The sequence below is a fragment of the Shimia thalassica genome (genome assembly GCF_001458215.1).
Classification (GTDB): domain Bacteria; phylum Pseudomonadota; class Alphaproteobacteria; order Rhodobacterales; family Rhodobacteraceae; genus Shimia; species Shimia thalassica.
In genome coordinates this window covers 1509289-1525808 of sequence record NZ_CYTW01000001.1, presented here as the reverse complement: position 1 = coordinate 1525808, position 16520 = coordinate 1509289, and the positions used below count along the sequence as shown (strand labels likewise).

Here is a 16520-nt window from a genome sequence, read left to right as displayed (position 1 = left end):
GTCGGAGACTTCAAGCCGTGAACGACACACCAGCCGCCGCCCCTTCCCGCCCTAAAGACGCGCCCGAACCAACAGAAGAAAGCCGTATCGTGCAAGAATTGGCGCGTACGCTCTTCATGATCAGCATGGAACCTCCTCAAACTGAAGACAGAGATGCAATTCAGGCCGAGCGCAAACAGAAATGGCAGGACGAACGCAAAACTTTTATCCAGCAGGCAAACAAGCTCGCACGCGTTTTGAAGGCACGCGGTGCTCTTAAGTTGGAATTGACCAATGCCGAGCCTGGAAACCCTGCCGAACTGATCAAACAACGCAAAGCAGAACAGGCAACATAAAGCCGAACAATTAGTAAGCTATTTGATCATCGCAACATTCGTGATTGGCAAGGATACAGAAGTGTCCTTGCCATTTGCGTTTTTGGGATGGCTACATAAGTCGGAATGCTGTCTTTGGCCTAAGCCATCAAACGTGTCTGACTGCCCCTGGGCCGCGCCACTGCTCAAAGGCAGCGCCCACCGCAAAGTGGCATGACCATCCCCATCAAACACTGGACAAAGCTATCTGTTAAGAAAGTTATATACACTTTGGCGCAAAGCGCCTTTTGGTGTGTGGTACCCGCGGCCGGATTCGAACCGGCACGCTATTCCTAGCTAGGGATTTTAAGTCCCCTGTGTCTACCGTTCCACCACGCGGGCAATCGTGACTTTGACCATGTGGTCAGGCCCGCGACAATAGCGCCTTTGGATCAGGTGTAAAGTGGGCAATTGCACGATTTTTCCTGAAATTTTCAGGCTTGGGCGCGCCTGAAAGCAGAAGGATGCGATCGGCAGATAGGTGCCGAATTGTGACGCGATAATAGATGCTTAGCTTTTGTGCAACCCGCCGCTATGCACAACGAGGGGCGCAATTCAGATGTCATCACCCGTCTGTGGAATGGGTTCTGGCGGCTTGTACAAACTGCGCTCTGGCAGCCACGGATTAAGCTCGAGCGCAGCGGCCAGCGCATCCTGTGCTTCAGCCTCTCGACCAAGGCCAACCAGACTAAGCGCTCGGCCAGACAAGGCACCGATATGGCGCGGAGACAGTTCAATCGCCCGCTCGAGATCCGGCAAGGCAACCTCATAGTCCTGACGCAAGAAGTTAACAAAAGCTCTTTGATTGTATCCCTCAGCATAATCTGGGCAGTAAGAGATCAGCGCATCAAAATCCTCGCGGGCGCCTAAAAGATCCCACGCCGCCCGTTTGCGCATACCCCGGTTGAGAATTTCCTGTGCCGTCTCATCGGGCGCATCGGCCCAATACTCCCACAGCTGGTTGGATATCTCGCTCGCGGTCCCCTCGTCAGGGGCGGTTTGAACTTGGGAAATCAACGCATCCAGCGTGGAGGAATGATCAGGGGCCATTGGGCATTCCGCTGCCAAGGCCGGCGTCGCAAAAAGAAGAAAGGCAAACTGTTTCATGGCCCCTAGGGTGGCACGGTTGCCGTAAGGATCAAGTCACATCCCCGAGAGCAGGCTCTTTCACGGCTTGCATCGCAACATAGGTCGATGTGCTCGCCACATATGGCAGGGTAGATATTTTCTCTGCCAAAACAGACCGGTACGCGGCCATGCTGCGTGTTCTTACCTTGAGGAGATAGTCAAAATTGGAGGCAATCATGTGGGCCTGTTCAATTTCTCCGACCAGTATGATCGCCTCGTTAAAGGCGCGCAACGCGGCTTCGCGCGTGTCGTTCAGTTTTACTTCGACAAAGGCCACATGATCCAACCCAAGGCGTATGGGATCAACAAGAACACGGTAGCCGGCGATCACCCCCTCGGCTTCCAAACGCCTCAGGCGGGCTTGCGTGGGGGATTTCGACAGGCCGATACGTTTGGCCAGATCCGTAATCGAGATGCGCCCGTCAGACGACAACACCTCCAGAATCGCATGGTCCAACCGATCCAGATCAACATTGTCACTTTGCACTGCAATATCCTCCAATTTATCCCGTTTCGAACTGTAGTTTCGAAATTTTCAGGAAAACTGCCCGTATCAAGATTGGTATACTGATCGAAACAACCGGAGTCACGCCTCATGTCTGCTCGCACCCTGATCGACACCACAACCTATACCGACGAAGCCCCCCTTGTTGCGACGCTCAAGGACCAAACGGGCCTGAGCCCCGTAGATCGCGCCCGCATTTGCGAACAGGGCGCTGATCTGGTGCGTGGTATTCGCGAAGACACCAAGCCGGGCATGATGGAAGTATTTCTGGCTGAATATGGTCTTTCAACGGACGAAGGCATCGCCTTGATGTGTCTGGCCGAAGCGCTTCTGCGTGTCCCGGATGCCGAAACCATTGATGCATTGATCGAAGACAAGATCGCGCCCTCTGACTGGGGCCAACACCTTGGGAAATCCACCTCGTCTTTGGTGAACGCCTCAACCTGGGCGCTGTTACTCACCGGCAAGGTTCTTGAAGACCGTGAACCCGGTTTGATCGGAACCCTGCGCGGCGCGGTCAAACGGCTGGGCGAGCCTGTGATCCGCACCGCGGTCGGGCGCGCCATGAAAGAGATGGGACGTCAGTTCGTGTTGGGGGAAACCATCACAAACGCAATGAAACGCGCCTCCGAGATGGAAGAACAGGGGTATACCTACTCTTACGATATGTTGGGTGAAGCGGCCAAAACCGACGCAGACGCGATGCGGTACCACCTTGCCTATAGCCGCGCCATTACGGCGATCGCAAACGCTTGTGTGCACGACGATATCCGCCAAAACCCCGGTATCTCGGTCAAACTGTCTGCTCTGCACCCACGCTATGAAATCGGGCAACGGGCACGAGTGATGGATGAACTTGTGCCACGTTTGCGCTCATTGGCACTGTTGGCCAAATCTGCGGGCATGGGCCTTAACATCGACGCAGAAGAGGCAGACCGCCTATCGCTGTCGATGGATGTGATCGAAACCGTACTTGCAGAACCGGCACTTGCCGGATGGGACGGGTTTGGCGTTGTTGTTCAAGCCTATGGCAAACGGGCCGGCGCCACACTGGATTTCCTCTACGAGGTGGCAACGCGTCTTGATCGCAAAATCATGGTGCGTCTGGTTAAGGGCGCCTATTGGGACACCGAAGTCAAAAATGCTCAGGTCATGGGGATCGACGGGTTTCCCGTGTTCACAACCAAAGCCGCAACCGACATTTCCTATATGGCCAATGCGCGGAAATTGTTGTCGATGACCGACCGGATCTATCCACAGTTTGCAACCCATAACGCCCACACAGTTGCCGCCATTCTGGATATGGCCGATGATAATTCGTCTTATGAATTCCAACGTTTGCACGGCATGGGTGAAGCGCTGCATGACATCGTTCTGAAAGCACAGAACACCCGTTGCCGGATTTACGCACCGGTTGGGGCCCACCGTGATTTGCTGGCCTATCTGGTGCGCCGCCTTCTTGAAAACGGGGCAAACTCGTCATTCGTGAACCAGATTGTTGACGAAGAGGTCCCCGCAGAAGATGTCGCGCGTGACCCCTTTGATGTCTATGAAGACCCGCACGCCCCATTGGCCACAGGACCGGAACTGTTTGCGCCCGAGCGTGTGAACTCTGTCGGGTTCGACCTGCGCGATGTGCCCACACTCGAAACCATCGAGGCCGCCCGCACCCCTTATTTGACGCACCGCTGGACAGCAGCCCCCTTGCTTGCCTGTGAGGCCAGTCCCGCAGCAGCGGTTCCCGTACAGAACCCGGCCTTGCCTGCGGATCAGCCCGGAACTGTCGCACCGGCCAGTGCAGAAGATGTGAACGCCGCTTTGGAAGCAGCCCAGCCTTGGAAGGCTTCACCAGCCGAGCGCGGCGAGATCCTCAACAAAGCTGCTGATCTTTATGAAGATAACTTTGGCATGTTGTTTGCCCTACTGGCGCGCGAAGCTGGCAAAAGCCAACTGGACGCCGTGGCAGAACTGCGCGAAGCGGTAGACTTTCTGCGGTACTATGGCGCCAATGCGCCGTCAGACGCCCCTGCCGGTCTGTTCACCTGTATCAGCCCCTGGAACTTCCCGCTGGCGATCTTCTCGGGTCAGATTTCTGCCGCTCTGGCTGCGGGCAACGCCGTCTTGGCCAAACCTGCTGAACAGACGCCCCTTATCGCATATGAAGCGATCAAACTGCTACATGCGGCGGGAGTCCCGCGCACAGCCCTGCAATTGTTGCCGGGTGCAGGCGACGTGGGCGCAATGCTGACAAGTGACCCGCGTGTTGATGGCGTAGCCTTCACAGGCTCAACCGAAACCGCGTGGAAAATCCGCAGCGCCATGGCCGACAACCTCGCGCCCGGTGCGCCGTTGCTGGCCGAAACCGGTGGATTGAACGCGATGATCGTCGACTCGACCGCCCTTCCCGAACAAGCCGTCACCGCCATCATCGAAAGCGCCTTCCAATCGGCGGGACAACGGTGTTCCGCGCTGCGCTGTCTCTATGTGCAGGAAGACATCGCGGACGGGCTGATTGAAATGCTGACCGGCGCGATGAAAGAACTGCACGTCGGAAATCCTTGGGAACTTCGCACAGACAGCGGACCTGTTATCGATGCAACGGCACAGGCCGGCATTGCAGCCCATATTGCACAGGCCGACGCAGAGGGGCGCGTCATGTTCCAGATGGAAGTGCCCCAGACCGGCACCTTTATCGCCCCGACCCTGATCAAGGTTAACAGCATTGCGGATCTGGAACGCGAGATCTTTGGTCCGGTGCTGCATGTGGCGACCTTCAAGTCCAATGAGCTGGACGAGGTGATAAATACGATCAACGCAACGGGCTATGGCCTGACCTTCGGGCTTCAGACCCGCATCGATGACCGTGTGCAACATGTGAGCGACACCATCCATGCCGGCAATATCTATGTGAACCGCAACCAGATTGGCGCCATCGTCGGCTCTCAACCCTTTGGTGGTGAGGGTCTTTCCGGAACCGGCCCCAAGGCGGGCGGCCCCAACTATCTCGCGCGGTTTGCAGCACCTGATGCACAGACCGGCGGGACATGGCAGAATGACATGTCACAGGATGAGTTGCAGACCCTCATCCGCACCGCCCCCGAAAGCGATGCCACACACACCGTATCCTTGCCCGGCCCAACGGGCGAGTCCAATCGCCTGACCACCTTCTCGCGTGCGCCTGTCCTGTGCCTTGGGCCCGGTGAGGACGCTGTTGCGAAACAGGTGGCCTTGATCAAATCCCTTGGCGGGCGAGCCGTTGCTTCCACAGGCAAAATCAAGCCCGACGCTCTGGAAACCCTCTCTGGATTTTCCGGTGCGGTCTGGTGGGGAGAGACGGGTTTTGCTCGGGCCTGCGAGCAGGCACTCGCGAAACACCGCGGCCCGATCCTGCCGTTGATGACAGGAACACCCGATCGTGCGCGGGCCGTTGGCGAACGCCACGTCTGTGTCGATACAACGGCAGCCGGTGGAAATGCGGCTCTGCTTGGCGGGGCGTCTTGACGCCCCGGCCAATTCCCTCAACATAGGCGCATGTTCCCAATCCGCGATCACAACCCGTCCGGGCGCACGCCCTATGTTGTCTATGTTCTGATGGCGCTGAACATCGGCGTTTTTCTCAGCTACGTCTCGCTGATGAACCAGCCCTATCAACTAGAGGCCTTCTTTCAACGCTGGGCGCTTATTCCGGCGGATGTTTCAGGCGGTTCAGGATACATTGCCCTGATCACCTCCATGTTTCTGCACGGAGGCTGGATGCATCTTGGCGGCAATATGCTGTTCCTGTGGGTCTTTGGCGACAACCTCGAAGACACGTTGGGCCATGCGGGGTTTGCACTGTTCTATCTGCTGTGCGGCATCGCGGCCGGCTTGGTTCAGGTCGTGTCAGGCCCGCTGTCGGAAATCCCCGTGGTCGGCGCGTCGGGGGCCATTGCGGGCGTTATGGGGGGCTATTTGTTGCTGTTTCCCAAGGCGCGCGTCGATGTCATTCTGATCCTTCTGATTTTCTTCAAAATCTTCCCCGTGCCCGCCTGGATTGTTCTGGGCCTGTGGTTCATTTTGCAGGTTGGATCGGGCGTTCTGACAGACGCGTCTTTGAGCGGTGTCGCCCATTGGGCTCATGCGGGTGGGTTTATCGCGGGGCTGGTGTTGATCTTGCCCAGCTGGCTTAAACGGGGTGGACCGGATTTCTGGCAAAAAAGCGCAGGCCACCCGCCCCATCCCGAAGCAAAATATGCTCTAAGTCGCAGTCATATTCCCTCAGTCAGGAGAAAACGCAGATGACCTATAAAGCGACCTGCCATTGCGGTGCCGTTGAATTGCAGCTGACGCCGAAGACGCCAATATCATCCGCATCCCGCTGTGACTGCTCGTTCTGCCGCCGTCGCGGCGCCGCAGCGGTCACGATGGCTCTGGAAGATTTGACGGTGGTCAAAGGCGCGGAAAACCTGACGCTGTACCAATGGAACACTAAGACCGCCAAACACTATTTCTGCAAGACATGTGGCATCTACACCCATCACAAGCGCCGCTCGAACCCGAATGAATACGGCGTCAACCTTGGCGCCATAGAAGGCCTTAATCCCAGAGATTTTGGTGACATTCCGTGGGTCGACGGGATCAACCACCCCTCGGACCGGTAAAGTGGATCGGATGGGGGCGAACCTGTCGCCGCCCCCGCCCTTTGATCTACCTCACCCCAGCACTTTGTTGACGGCCCGCACGGTGGCGGCCACAACTTGGTCGGCCTCTTCCTTTGTGAGACAGAAGGGCGGCGCAAACCCGAGGATATCGCCCTGCGGCATGGCGCGTGCGATAGTCCTGTCCCCTTCCAAAAGAGCCGCCGAAAGTTGCGGCCCTACTTTTAGGGACGGATCAAAGAAGCGCCGGTCATCCTTATCCTCGACAAATTCAACGGCACAGAGCATCCCTTCGCCGCGCACCTCGCCCACGTTGGGATGATCCGCCAAAGCCGCAGCCATCGTGGCGTTCAGATACGCCCCTGTCTCGCCTGCGTTCGCGACCAGATCCAAACTGTCCAACAACTTGAGATTGGCCACCCCTGCCGCGGCTCCGATGGGATGCGCCGAATAGGTCCAGCCGTGACCGATAGGCCCATTCTCGTCCGTTCCCTGCTCCAGCACCGACCAGACCTTGTCCGACACAATCGATCCCGACAACGGCGCATAGGCAGAGGTCAGCCCCTTGGCGATGGTGATGATATCGGGACGCATCCCATAATGGTCCGAGCCGAACATGCTTCCCAGTCGTCCAAATCCGGTCACCACCTCATCAGCAATCAACAGGATATCATGCCTTTCCAGAACCTCCTGGATCGCGGCCCAATATCCCTCGGGCGGCGGCACAATGCCGCCGGTGCCCAGCACCGGTTCTGCAATAAAGGCCGCGATATTGTCCGCCCCTTCGCGCGCGATCAACCCCTCAAGCTCAGCCGCACAATGCGCTACGAACTGTGCTTCGGTCATGTCCAGATCGTCGCGGCGGAAATAATAGGGGGCTTCGGTGTGGATCACCTCCGCCAGCGGCAGGTCAAATTTCTGATGAAACAGATCAAGGCCCGTCAACGACCCCGTCATCAAACCCGAACCGTGATAGCCCCGCCAGCGCGAGATGATCTTTTTCTTTTCAGGCCGCCCAAGGATATTATTCATATACCAGACCAGCTTGATATTGGTCTCGTTTGCATCTGATCCTGACAGACCGAAATAGACTTTGGACATATTGGCAGGCGCCCGATCTAAAACCATCTTGGCCAAGGTAATGGCGGCTTCGGTGCCGTGCCCGACGTAGGAATGGTAATAGGCGAGCTCTTTGGCCTGATCCGCGATGGCGTCGGCAATCTCGGGCCGCCCATAGCCCACGTTGACGCAATACAGCCCGGCAAACGCGTCAAGCAAGCGGGTCCCGTCGCGGTCCTCGATATGACAGCCGGCCCCACCGGTGACTATGCGCTGCGGCAGGTTCCCGCGCGCAAATTCGGCAAGATGCGTGGAGGGATGGAAAAAGTTCTCGCGATCCCAAGCGTCGAGTTGATCATTTTTAAGCATGGTGTCTTCTCTTGGTCATGGCGGCGCGCCGCCTTTTTGAATGACAAGAGCCTTTGATGCGCAACCCGGGTCATTGCTTTCACCGGGCTAAGCGGGAAGGCTCCGCTCACCCCCGACAGCAGCGCGCAATGCCTTTATTGCCAAGGTCCGTGGATGTTAGCGAACAGATGTGACGATGAAAAGCCTATTCCGGGCGGGCCTCACAGGCAAAGCTTGAACAGGTCCGCTGTGCTGGCCCCGCGAGCACAGCGAACGGATGCAAAAAGCCCCCACCAGATATGGAGGGGGCTTTGGGAAATATGGGTATCCTGCCAAAACGCATGAACGACGCCATGTCTTTCAAAAAGACCGGCGTTCAGCGCGAGATCAGGTGTTGCGAATGACTTTGGAGAACTGGTCAAAGATCGGCTCGTTCGAGCAAATCACGTCTCCATCTTCGAGAATATCGCCTTCTGGGTTCAGTGGTTGCACAAAACCGCCCGCTTCTTTCACGATAATGATGCCCGCCGCGACATCCCAAGATTTCAAACGACGCTCCCAGAAGCCTTCGTAACGTCCCGCAGCCACATAGGCCATATCAAGCGACGCAGCCCCGAAACGGCGCACACCTGCAGTTGCAGGCAGCAGACGCGCCATGTCTTTCAAGGTCGCTGGCAGATCGGAACGTCCGCCAAACGGCAACCCTGTGGCAAAGATCGACTCGATCATCCGGTTACGGTTCGAAACACGCAGGCGTTTGCTGTCGTTCAGCCAGGCGCCCTCGCCTTTTTCGGCCCAGAACAATTCGTCTTTGGCAGCGTCATAAATCACACCGGCAACAACTTCGCCCTTATGCTCCAACGCGATCGAGATCGCCCAGTGCGGCAAACCGTGCAAGAAGTTGGTTGTGCCATCCAGCGGATCGACGATCCAACGGCGTGTCGGGTCTTTGCCCGCCTCTTCGCCGCCCTCTTCGGCCAGCCAGCCATAGGTGGGACGCGCGGTCATGAGTTCTTCTTTGAGAATTTCTTCGGCCCGAAGGTCCGCACGGCTCACAAAGTCGCCCGCGCCTTTCATCGAGACCTGTAGGTTCTCGACTTCCTGGAAGTCCTTGATCAAGGAACGGGCCGTTTTGCGCGCGGCCTTGATCATGATGTTCAGATTTGCGCTGCCTGGCATGGCATGGCTCCTTGCATATGTCAGGCCGCGCGTATACGCCGCAAAACCGTGTTTGCCAAGGGCCAAGACCTGTCCCAACGTCACAAGTCGCTACATTCCGCATCTTCTTGCCAAAAGACCACTTCCCCCGCACCGTATATGCAGCAAGAGGAGATGCAAATGAGCGAAACCATGCAACACATCGTGTTGGCAAGCCGCCCGACGGGCGCGCCGACGCAAGACAATTTCAAACTGGAAACAGCCCCCATGCCAGAGCCTAAGGACGGAGAGGTTTTGGTGCGGGTCCAATACATGTCGCTTGACCCCTATATGCGGGGACGCATGGATGACGCAAAATCCTATGCCGCGCCGGTTCCGATCGGCGGCACGCTGGAAGGGGGCGGCGTCGGAGAGGTGATTTCCTCGCGCAGCGATTACCTGAAACCCGGCGACAGTGTATTTGGCATGCTGGGCTGGGCCACGCATGCGGTTCAACCTGCAAAAATGCTGCGCAAGCTTGACCCTGCGCAAGCGCCGTTAACCGCCGCTTTGGGTGTACTTGGCATGCCCGGCTTTACCGGATGGTATGGCTTGAATGCGCTTGGTCGCCCCAAAGCGGGTGAAACGCTTGTTGTTGCGGCCGCGACCGGTCCTGTTGGATCAATGGTGGGACAGCTTGCGCGCAAAGCCGGGCTTCGGGTTGTTGGAATTGCCGGCGGTGCAGAGAAATGCGCAATGGCCAAAGACGTTTACGGGTTTGACGACTGTCTCGACCACCGCGCCTATGAAACGGCGCGTGACTTGCGTTCGGCGCTGAAAGACGCCTGCCCCGATGGCATCGACATCTACTATGAAAACGTTGGCGGCAAAGTGCTTGAGGCCGTCTTGCCCCTTATGAACCCGCACGGGCGTATTCCGGTTTGCGGTATGATCAGCTGGTATGATGCAGGCGCCTTGGGTGGCGATGCTGACAGCAAGGGTCTCACGGCGCCTGCGATCTGGCGGAACATTCTGGTCAAATTCCTGTCAGTCAACGGGTTCATCATCTCGAACCACTACGACCAGTATCCCGAGTTCCTGAGCGAGGTCGCGCCACAGGTGGTGTCAGGCGACATCAAATTTGTCGAAGACATCGCAGAGGGGCTCGAAAATGCGCCTTCGGCCTTTATGGGCATGCTGAAAGGTGCGAACCGCGGCAAACAGATCGTTAAGGTCGGATAGGCACCAAAGCCACACTAAAAACAGATCACCCGCCCTAAACCTCCAGAGCGGGTGACCCACTAGAATATGCAGGATCAGTGGCTAGGCGTCCTGAAGTCGGCGCGCTTCTTCTCCGGCCATGCGGATCAGGTCCACCATATAGGGCTTGTCCAGATCGTCTTCGCGGGTTGCCGCAAAAAGCTGTCGCGTGAGACCGGTTTCTGTCAATGGTCGCGTGACATAGTCAGAGGAATATTTCACCTCGCGCACCACCCAGTCCGGCAAGACGGAAACGCCGCGATTTGACGCCACAAGCAACAGGATCACGGCCGTCAACTCGGCCTGACGCACCGATGCAGGCTCGACCTTGGCAGGCGTCAAAAGCTGCGAAAAGATATCAAGACGTGCGCGTTCCACCGGATAGGTGATCAAGGTTTCTCCGCGAAAATCCTCGGCATCGATAAACGTCTTTTGGGCCAGAGGGTGCTGGGACGCAGCGACAAAAACCGGCGCGTAATCAAACAGATGGGAAAAGGAAACACCGGGCAGGTTTTCAGGATCTGACGACACGACCAGATCAACTTCTTCCTTTTGCAGCGCCGGCATAGCGTCAAACGCCAGACCCGGACGGATGTCGACATCCACGTCGGGCCAGATCTTGCGGAACTTTTCAAGCACGGGAAACAGCCACTCAAAACAGGCATGGCATTCGATCGCGATATGCAACCGCCCCGAGCTGCCGGCACGCAGGCCGTTGAACTCGGCCTCAAGCGCTTCGACTTCGGGAAGGATTTTGTTCGCCAGTCGCAAAAGGCGCATACCCGCTGCAGACAGCTTCATCGGCTTGGAGCGGCGCACGAACAACTCGACCCCTGCCTGCTCTTCCAACCCCTTGACCTGATGAGACAGCGCGGACTGGGTAATGTTCAATTGTTCCGCCGCGCGCGCCAGACCACCCGCTTCGTGGATCGCCCGTACCGTGCGAAGGTGACGGAATTCGATATGCATCTTCATATGAAACTCATGTTGTTCTTGAGGATTATGAATTTGCCAACAAATGTCACGTCTGTATGTTGAGCGCAACCTCATGATAGGGACCAAAAACATGACCGCACCTGCAATTTCATACGAATTCTTTCCGCCACAAAATCTGGAAGCGTCGTTCCGCCTTTGGGACACTGTTCAGACTTTGGCGCCAATGGATCCGCGGTTTGTCTCTGTCACCTATGGTGCAGGCGGCACCACGCGGGACCTTACCCGTGATGCGGTGGCCACTTTGCATAAATCAAGCGGCCTGAATGTCGCCGCCCACCTGACATGTGTTGACGCGACCAAAGCCGAAACACTGGCCATTGCCGAAGAATTTGCACGCGTCGGCGTCAACGAAATCGTCGCTCTGCGCGGTGATCCCCCGAAAGGCAGCGATGGATTTGTCCCCCACCCCGACGGGTTCGCCAATTCTGTCGAACTTATCGAAGCCCTTGCAGACACTGGAAAATTCACGATCCGCGTGGGCGCATATCCGGACAAGCACCCCGAAGCAAGCAATGCCCAAGCCGACATTGACTGGCTGAAACGCAAGATCGATGCAGGCGCAAGCGAGGCAATCACCCAGTTCTTTTTTGAACCCGAAACCTTTTTGCGGTTCCGTGATGCCTGTGCGGCGGCGGGTATTGATGCTCCGATCATTCCGGGCATTCTTCCCATTGAAAACTGGAAAGGTGCACGCAATTTTGCAAAGCGCTGTGGTACTGACATTCCACGCTGGCTGGACGACGCTTTTTCAAAAGCGGAAAGAGACGGGCGCACTGATTTGCTGGCGACCGCACTGTGTACGGAACTGTGTTCCGACCTGATGGATGAAGGCGTCGATGCCCTGCATTTCTACACGCTCAACAGACCGGAATTGACCCGTGATGTCTGTTTCGCTCTGGGAATCACGCCAAACGTCGCCCTCGAGAACGTGGCGTAATTTCTGCACGAGGTTGCAAGACCTCGCGCATTGCGGCCTCTTGTCTGGGAGGAGAACAGGAGGCCGCCCCCATGCCACGTAAATTCGCGCAAGACACCAGCGAACTGCCCCGCATTCAGGACGTTTTGGAACGTACTGGTCTGCAATTGATGCAAGACATCGTAAATGGCGAGATCGCAGGCCCGCCCATAGGCGAGACGCTGGATTTCTGGCCGGTCCTTGCCGAAGACGGCAAAGTCGTCTTTGAGGGCACGCCGGCGTTCAAAGCTTTGAACCCGCTCGGCACCGTCCATGGTGGCTGGTATGGCACGATCCTCGACAGTTGTATGGCCTGTGCGGTTCAGACCAAACTGCGCGCCGGACAAATCTATACAACATTGGAATTCAAGGTGAATATCATTCGCCCGATCCCCTTGGGCACCAAGGTACATGCCATCGGCACCGTGCACCATGCGGGCCGCTCGACTGGTATCGCCGACGGAGAAATCGTGGGTGTTGAGGATGGAAAGCTCTACGCCACAGGTTCTACCACTTGTATCATCATGGATGGTCCTAAACTCTGATCTGTGAAAACGCCTGCCGACCTTTGCCTTCCGAATGAAGGGCGTACTGTGCGTTGTGTTCTGGCCGATTTTGGCGCAGGTTTCAGTTTCTTTCGCCTGCGCGCGAGACTTTGGGACAGGGCAAGACACGAATGATACTTTGTTGTGGTGAAGCGGTGATCGACCTTTTGCCAAAGGCCGATGGAACAACGCGTGCCGTCTCTGGTGGTGCGGCGGTCAACACTGCAGTTGCTCTCTCGCGGTTGGGCCAATCTGCCGCCCTGTTTGCGGGGCTTTCAAACGACACCCACGGGCGTCACATCCAAACCACCCTTCAAACCGAAGGCGTGGATTTTAATCGCAGCCCCGTGATGGACGCCCCCTGCCCCCAAGCCATTGTCGACCTTGTCGATGGCAGTCCCCAATTTACGTTTCGTGACCAAGATAGCGCAGGCCGTGCGTTGTCGTTTCTGCACATGCCGGAAATCGAGGCCGCCCAAGCATTGGTTTTTGGAGGGCTCAGCCTGATCCACCGCCCCGCTGCAGGTGTTTTTGAAGCCCTGATGCAGATGGCCGGAGACAGCCGTCTGATCCTTTTGGATGTGAATATCCGCCCCGCATTGATCGAGGATCAGGAAGAAGACTATCGCAAGCGGCTTGACCGGATGATGCTCATGGCGGACGTCCTGAAATTCTCGGACGAAGATTTGGCGTGGTTGCGCCCCGACCCGCCGGAACAATTGCTTCAGGGCCGGGCATCCGTTGTCATTCATACACATGGCGCGAATGGTGTGACGCTGTATTCGCGACATGGTGCACAGCATTTTCCGGCGGCCCCCGTGCCCGTAAAAGACACTGTTGGCGCGGGCGACATATTCAATGCCGGCTTTCTGGCCAGCCTGAACACCCAAGGATGCATGACCCCTGCCCTGATGGCCAAGTCCGAAGCCGCGGTATTGAACCGTGCTGCCGCCTATGGCATCCGGTCGGCAACATTCTCCGTCACCCGACATGGTTCCGACGGCCCCACGAAAGAGGAACTGCAATGAAAGCCCTTTTGCAACGCGTCAGCGAAGCCAGCGTCACAGTTGATAATGAGATTGTCGGAGAAATCGAACAGGGTCTTTTGGTTCTGGTCTGTGCCATGCAGGGCGACACCGAAACCCAGGCAGACAAGCTTGCCGCGAAAATTTCAAAGCTTCGGATTTTTCAGGATGACGCGGGCAAGATGAACCGCTCGGTAACAGATGTCGGCGGCAGTGTTCTTGTTGTGTCGCAATTCACGCTGGCCGCAGACACCCGAAGCGGCAACCGCCCCGGTTTTTCCAGCGCCGCCGCGCCTGCAGACGGGGAACGTCTCTACACCTATTTTGCCGACCAGCTGGAAATGCTGGGCTTGCCCGTCGCGCGGGGGCAGTTTGGCGCAGATATGAAGGTGCGGTTGCTGAATGACGGCCCTGTGACAATCGCGATGGAAATCTAGGCCTGTTTTTCGAAGTTTTCGAAACGGAACCTGTCGTTTTCCTTGCATCGACTCGTTTGTTGGGGGCTAGCATCGTTTCTGCAATTCTGGCCTATGCCGTCTTCTCTGAAAGGTGCCTTACATGACCTACAGCCACACCGACGCCTTCTATATTGACCGCGCATGGGTATCCCCGCTCGGCTCAAACGTGATCGATGTCATCGATCCCGCAACAGAAGCACCATTTGCACAGCTTGCTATGGGATCACAAAGCGATGTTGATCGCGCGGTTGCCGCCGCCAAGGCCGCCTTCCCTGCATGGTCGCAGACTTCGCGCGAAGAACGTCTTGCCGTCATTTCCCGCATTCTCGATGTGTATAAACGCCGTTTCGAAGAATTCGCCCAAGCGATCTCAACCGAGATGGGCGCGCCGATCAGTTTCTCGAGGGATGAACAGGCCGCCGTCGGAGTGAGCCACCTTGAGGCCGTTATCGACGCGCTGAAGGATTTCACCTTCGAGGAAACCCTCGAAAACGGCGATTTGCTTGTGCGGGGGCCGATAGGTGTCTGTGGCCTGATTACGCCTTGGAACTGGCCGGTGAACCAAATCGTTCTCAAGGTGATCCCCGCGCTCGCGGCTGGCTGTACCATGGTTCTGAAACCATCGGAACTGACCCCGATTTCGGCCATCCTTTATGCCGAAGTGCTGCATGAAGCGGGCGTTCCGGCCGGCGTCTTCAATCTTGTCCACGGCGAAGGTCCGGTTGTCGGCGCAGCCTTGTCGCGTCATCCCGATGTCGCAATGATGTCCTTCACCGGGTCAACCCGTGGCGGTGTTGCGGTCACGCATGACAGCGCCGATCTTGTCAAACGCGTGGCGCTGGAACTGGGCGGGAAATCCGCAAACCTTATTTTTGCAGATGCCGATGTTGATGCAATGGTGACGGCTGGCGTTCAGATGTGCATGGGCAACACCGGTCAAAGCTGTGACGCGCCCACGCGGATGCTGGTCGAGCGATCCGTTTATGATCAGGCGGTGGATGTGGCGATCAAGGCATGCAATGCCATCACGGTGGGCGCACCGGATCAAGAAGGCGATCATATCGGCCCCCTAACCAGCCAGATGCAATTCGACAAAGTCCAAGCCATGATTCAAATGGCGCTGGATGAAGGCGCGCGGCTAATTGCCGGTGGCCTTGGCCGTCCCGAAGGGTTTGACACGGGGTATTATGTGCGCCCGACCGTCTTTGCCGACATACACAACGACATGCGCATCGCACGCGAAGAGGTCTTTGGCCCCGTGTTGGTCATGATCCCCTTTGACACGGAAGAAGACGCCATTCGTATCGCCAACGATACCCCCTATGGCCTGTCGTCGTATCTGTCATCCGGTGATCCTGACCGCATCCGTCGTGTTGCCCTGCGGCTTGAGGCTGGCAACGTGAACGTAAACGGCGGCTATATCGCGGCAGGCAGCCCGTTTGGCGGCTACAAGCAATCCGGTATCGGTCGTGAAGGCGGCGAACTTGGCCTCGAAGAATTCCTCGAAGCCAAAGCCATTTCCGTTTATTGATCAAAAAACGCGGTCGAGGGTCAGGTCTTTTTGACGAACTTCGTCAGGATCACGATCCGCTGGCTCTCGACGCGCCCCTCGATATGTTCTGCATTGTCTTGAACAAGAGAGATGTTGCGCACGGGCGTGCCACGTTTGGCTGTGAAACCGGCGCCCTTTACCGGCAGGTCCTTGATCAACACCACTGAATCACCAGCCGCCAACAAAACACCGTTGCTGTCGCGATGTTCGGGGGCATCCGGATCGGCCATGCCTGCCTCGGCCCAGTCTTTCACTTCGGGTTCGAGATACGCGATATCAAGAATATCGCGTGCCCAAGGGGCGCTGGTCAGACCGTTCAAAACCCGAAATGCCAAAACTTGCAGCGGGGGTTCCGTGCTCCAGATCGCTTCGTGCAGGCATTGCCAATGCGGGGCATCTTCCGGCTTGCCCGTCACACCTGCCAAGCAGGTTTGGCACAGCTGCACTTCGTCCGCCTTAGGCGCAACAACAAAAGCGGCAGTTTCGGTTTTCGCCCCACACAGGGCACAGGATTGCGACATGGGATGCTCCTTGGAATATGGCGCGGTTATGAACCGCTGTT

16 protein-coding genes and 1 tRNA gene are annotated in these 16520 nt (G+C 57.1%); 10 read left to right on the top strand and 7 right to left on the bottom strand.

What is annotated here, in order from left to right:
• The first annotated feature begins 17 nt into the window (after window positions 1–17).
• Entirely contained in the window at window positions 18–335 is a 318-nt protein-coding gene (locus PH7735_RS06820) for a hypothetical protein (protein WP_058310518.1), read from the top strand.
• Window positions 336–609: 274 nt separating this feature from the next.
• Here PH7735_RS06820 and PH7735_RS06815 read toward each other — a convergent pair.
• The 3 genes from PH7735_RS06815 to PH7735_RS06805 form a co-directional block, all read right to left on the bottom strand.
• Window positions 610–695 (bottom strand) — tRNA-Leu (locus PH7735_RS06815).
• Window positions 696–908: 213 nt separating this feature from the next.
• The gene (locus PH7735_RS06810; protein WP_058310517.1) at window positions 909–1460 is read right to left on the bottom strand and encodes a tetratricopeptide repeat protein; all 552 of its coding nucleotides are present in this window, start codon (window positions 1458–1460) and stop codon (window positions 909–911) included.
• Between the two features lie 31 nt (window positions 1461–1491).
• Complete coding sequence (locus tag PH7735_RS06805; protein ID WP_058311181.1) at window positions 1492–1968, bottom strand: Lrp/AsnC family transcriptional regulator; 477 nt, start codon at window positions 1966–1968, stop codon at window positions 1492–1494.
• A gap of 108 nt (window positions 1969–2076) precedes the next feature.
• On the opposite strand from PH7735_RS06805, the gene putA reads away from it, so the two are divergent.
• Genes putA through PH7735_RS06790 form a run of 3 tightly spaced genes read left to right on the top strand, consistent with a single transcriptional unit; the run spans window position 2077 to window position 6626 of the window.
• A complete protein-coding gene (gene putA / locus PH7735_RS06800) occupies window positions 2077–5487 on the top strand; it encodes a bifunctional proline dehydrogenase/L-glutamate gamma-semialdehyde dehydrogenase PutA (RefSeq protein WP_058310516.1) in 3411 nt (1136 codons plus the stop codon).
• A gap of 30 nt (window positions 5488–5517) precedes the next feature.
• On the top strand, window positions 5518–6267 hold the full coding sequence (locus PH7735_RS06795) for a rhomboid family intramembrane serine protease (protein ID WP_058310515.1): 750 nt from the start codon (window positions 5518–5520) through the stop codon (window positions 6265–6267).
• The gene (locus PH7735_RS06790; protein WP_058310514.1) at window positions 6264–6626 is read left to right on the top strand and encodes a GFA family protein; all 363 of its coding nucleotides are present in this window, start codon (window positions 6264–6266) and stop codon (window positions 6624–6626) included. Before PH7735_RS06795 ends, PH7735_RS06790 begins: the two co-directional genes overlap by 4 nt.
• A gap of 51 nt (window positions 6627–6677) precedes the next feature.
• On the opposite strand, the gene PH7735_RS06785 is transcribed toward PH7735_RS06790, so the two are convergent.
• Window positions 6678–8051, bottom strand: coding sequence for an aspartate aminotransferase family protein (locus PH7735_RS06785; protein ID WP_058310513.1), 1374 nt, complete (start codon window positions 8049–8051; stop codon window positions 6678–6680).
• Between the two features lie 366 nt (window positions 8052–8417).
• The gene (locus PH7735_RS06780; RefSeq protein ID WP_058311180.1) at window positions 8418–9209 is read right to left on the bottom strand and encodes an inositol monophosphatase family protein; all 792 of its coding nucleotides are present in this window, start codon (window positions 9207–9209) and stop codon (window positions 8418–8420) included.
• A 159-nt stretch (window positions 9210–9368) separates the two neighbouring features.
• On the opposite strand from PH7735_RS06780, the gene curA reads away from it, so the two are divergent.
• A complete protein-coding gene (gene curA / locus PH7735_RS06775) occupies window positions 9369–10409 on the top strand; it encodes an NADPH-dependent curcumin/dihydrocurcumin reductase (protein WP_058311179.1) in 1041 nt (346 codons plus the stop codon).
• A gap of 81 nt (window positions 10410–10490) precedes the next feature.
• Here the strand turns inward: curA and PH7735_RS06770 are convergent, their stop codons facing one another.
• Window positions 10491–11396 (bottom strand): LysR family transcriptional regulator, encoded by a 906-nt coding sequence (locus PH7735_RS06770; protein ID WP_058311178.1) that lies wholly within the window; start codon window positions 11394–11396, stop codon window positions 10491–10493.
• 97 nt (window positions 11397–11493) lie between these two features.
• On the opposite strand from PH7735_RS06770, the gene metF reads away from it, so the two are divergent.
• The 5 genes from metF to PH7735_RS06745 all read left to right on the top strand — a co-directional run bounded on the left by metF (window position 11494) and on the right by PH7735_RS06745 (window position 15937).
• Window positions 11494–12360 carry a methylenetetrahydrofolate reductase [NAD(P)H] gene (metF, locus tag PH7735_RS06765; protein WP_058311177.1) on the top strand — a complete coding sequence of 289 codons (867 nt, stop codon included), beginning with the start codon at window positions 11494–11496 and terminating at the stop codon, window positions 12358–12360.
• A gap of 71 nt (window positions 12361–12431) precedes the next feature.
• Window positions 12432–12923, top strand: a complete 492-nt coding sequence (locus PH7735_RS06760) for a PaaI family thioesterase (RefSeq protein ID WP_058310512.1) — start codon at window positions 12432–12434, stop codon at window positions 12921–12923.
• A 131-nt stretch (window positions 12924–13054) separates the two neighbouring features.
• Window positions 13055–13951 carry a carbohydrate kinase family protein gene (locus tag PH7735_RS06755; RefSeq protein ID WP_058310511.1) on the top strand — a complete coding sequence of 299 codons (897 nt, stop codon included), beginning with the start codon at window positions 13055–13057 and terminating at the stop codon, window positions 13949–13951.
• Entirely contained in the window at window positions 13948–14385 is a 438-nt protein-coding gene (gene dtd / locus PH7735_RS06750) for a D-aminoacyl-tRNA deacylase (RefSeq protein WP_058310510.1), read from the top strand. The genes PH7735_RS06755 and dtd overlap by 4 nt, the downstream gene beginning before the upstream one ends.
• A 121-nt stretch (window positions 14386–14506) precedes the next feature.
• Window positions 14507–15937, top strand: coding sequence for an aldehyde dehydrogenase family protein (locus PH7735_RS06745; RefSeq protein WP_058310509.1), 1431 nt, complete (start codon window positions 14507–14509; stop codon window positions 15935–15937).
• Window positions 15938–15957: 20 nt separating this feature from the next.
• Here PH7735_RS06745 and PH7735_RS06740 read toward each other — a convergent pair whose 3' ends face one another.
• Window positions 15958–16479 (bottom strand): PhnA domain-containing protein, encoded by a 522-nt coding sequence (locus PH7735_RS06740; RefSeq protein ID WP_058310508.1) that lies wholly within the window; start codon window positions 16477–16479, stop codon window positions 15958–15960.
• Between the last annotated feature and the right edge of the window lie 41 nt (window positions 16480–16520).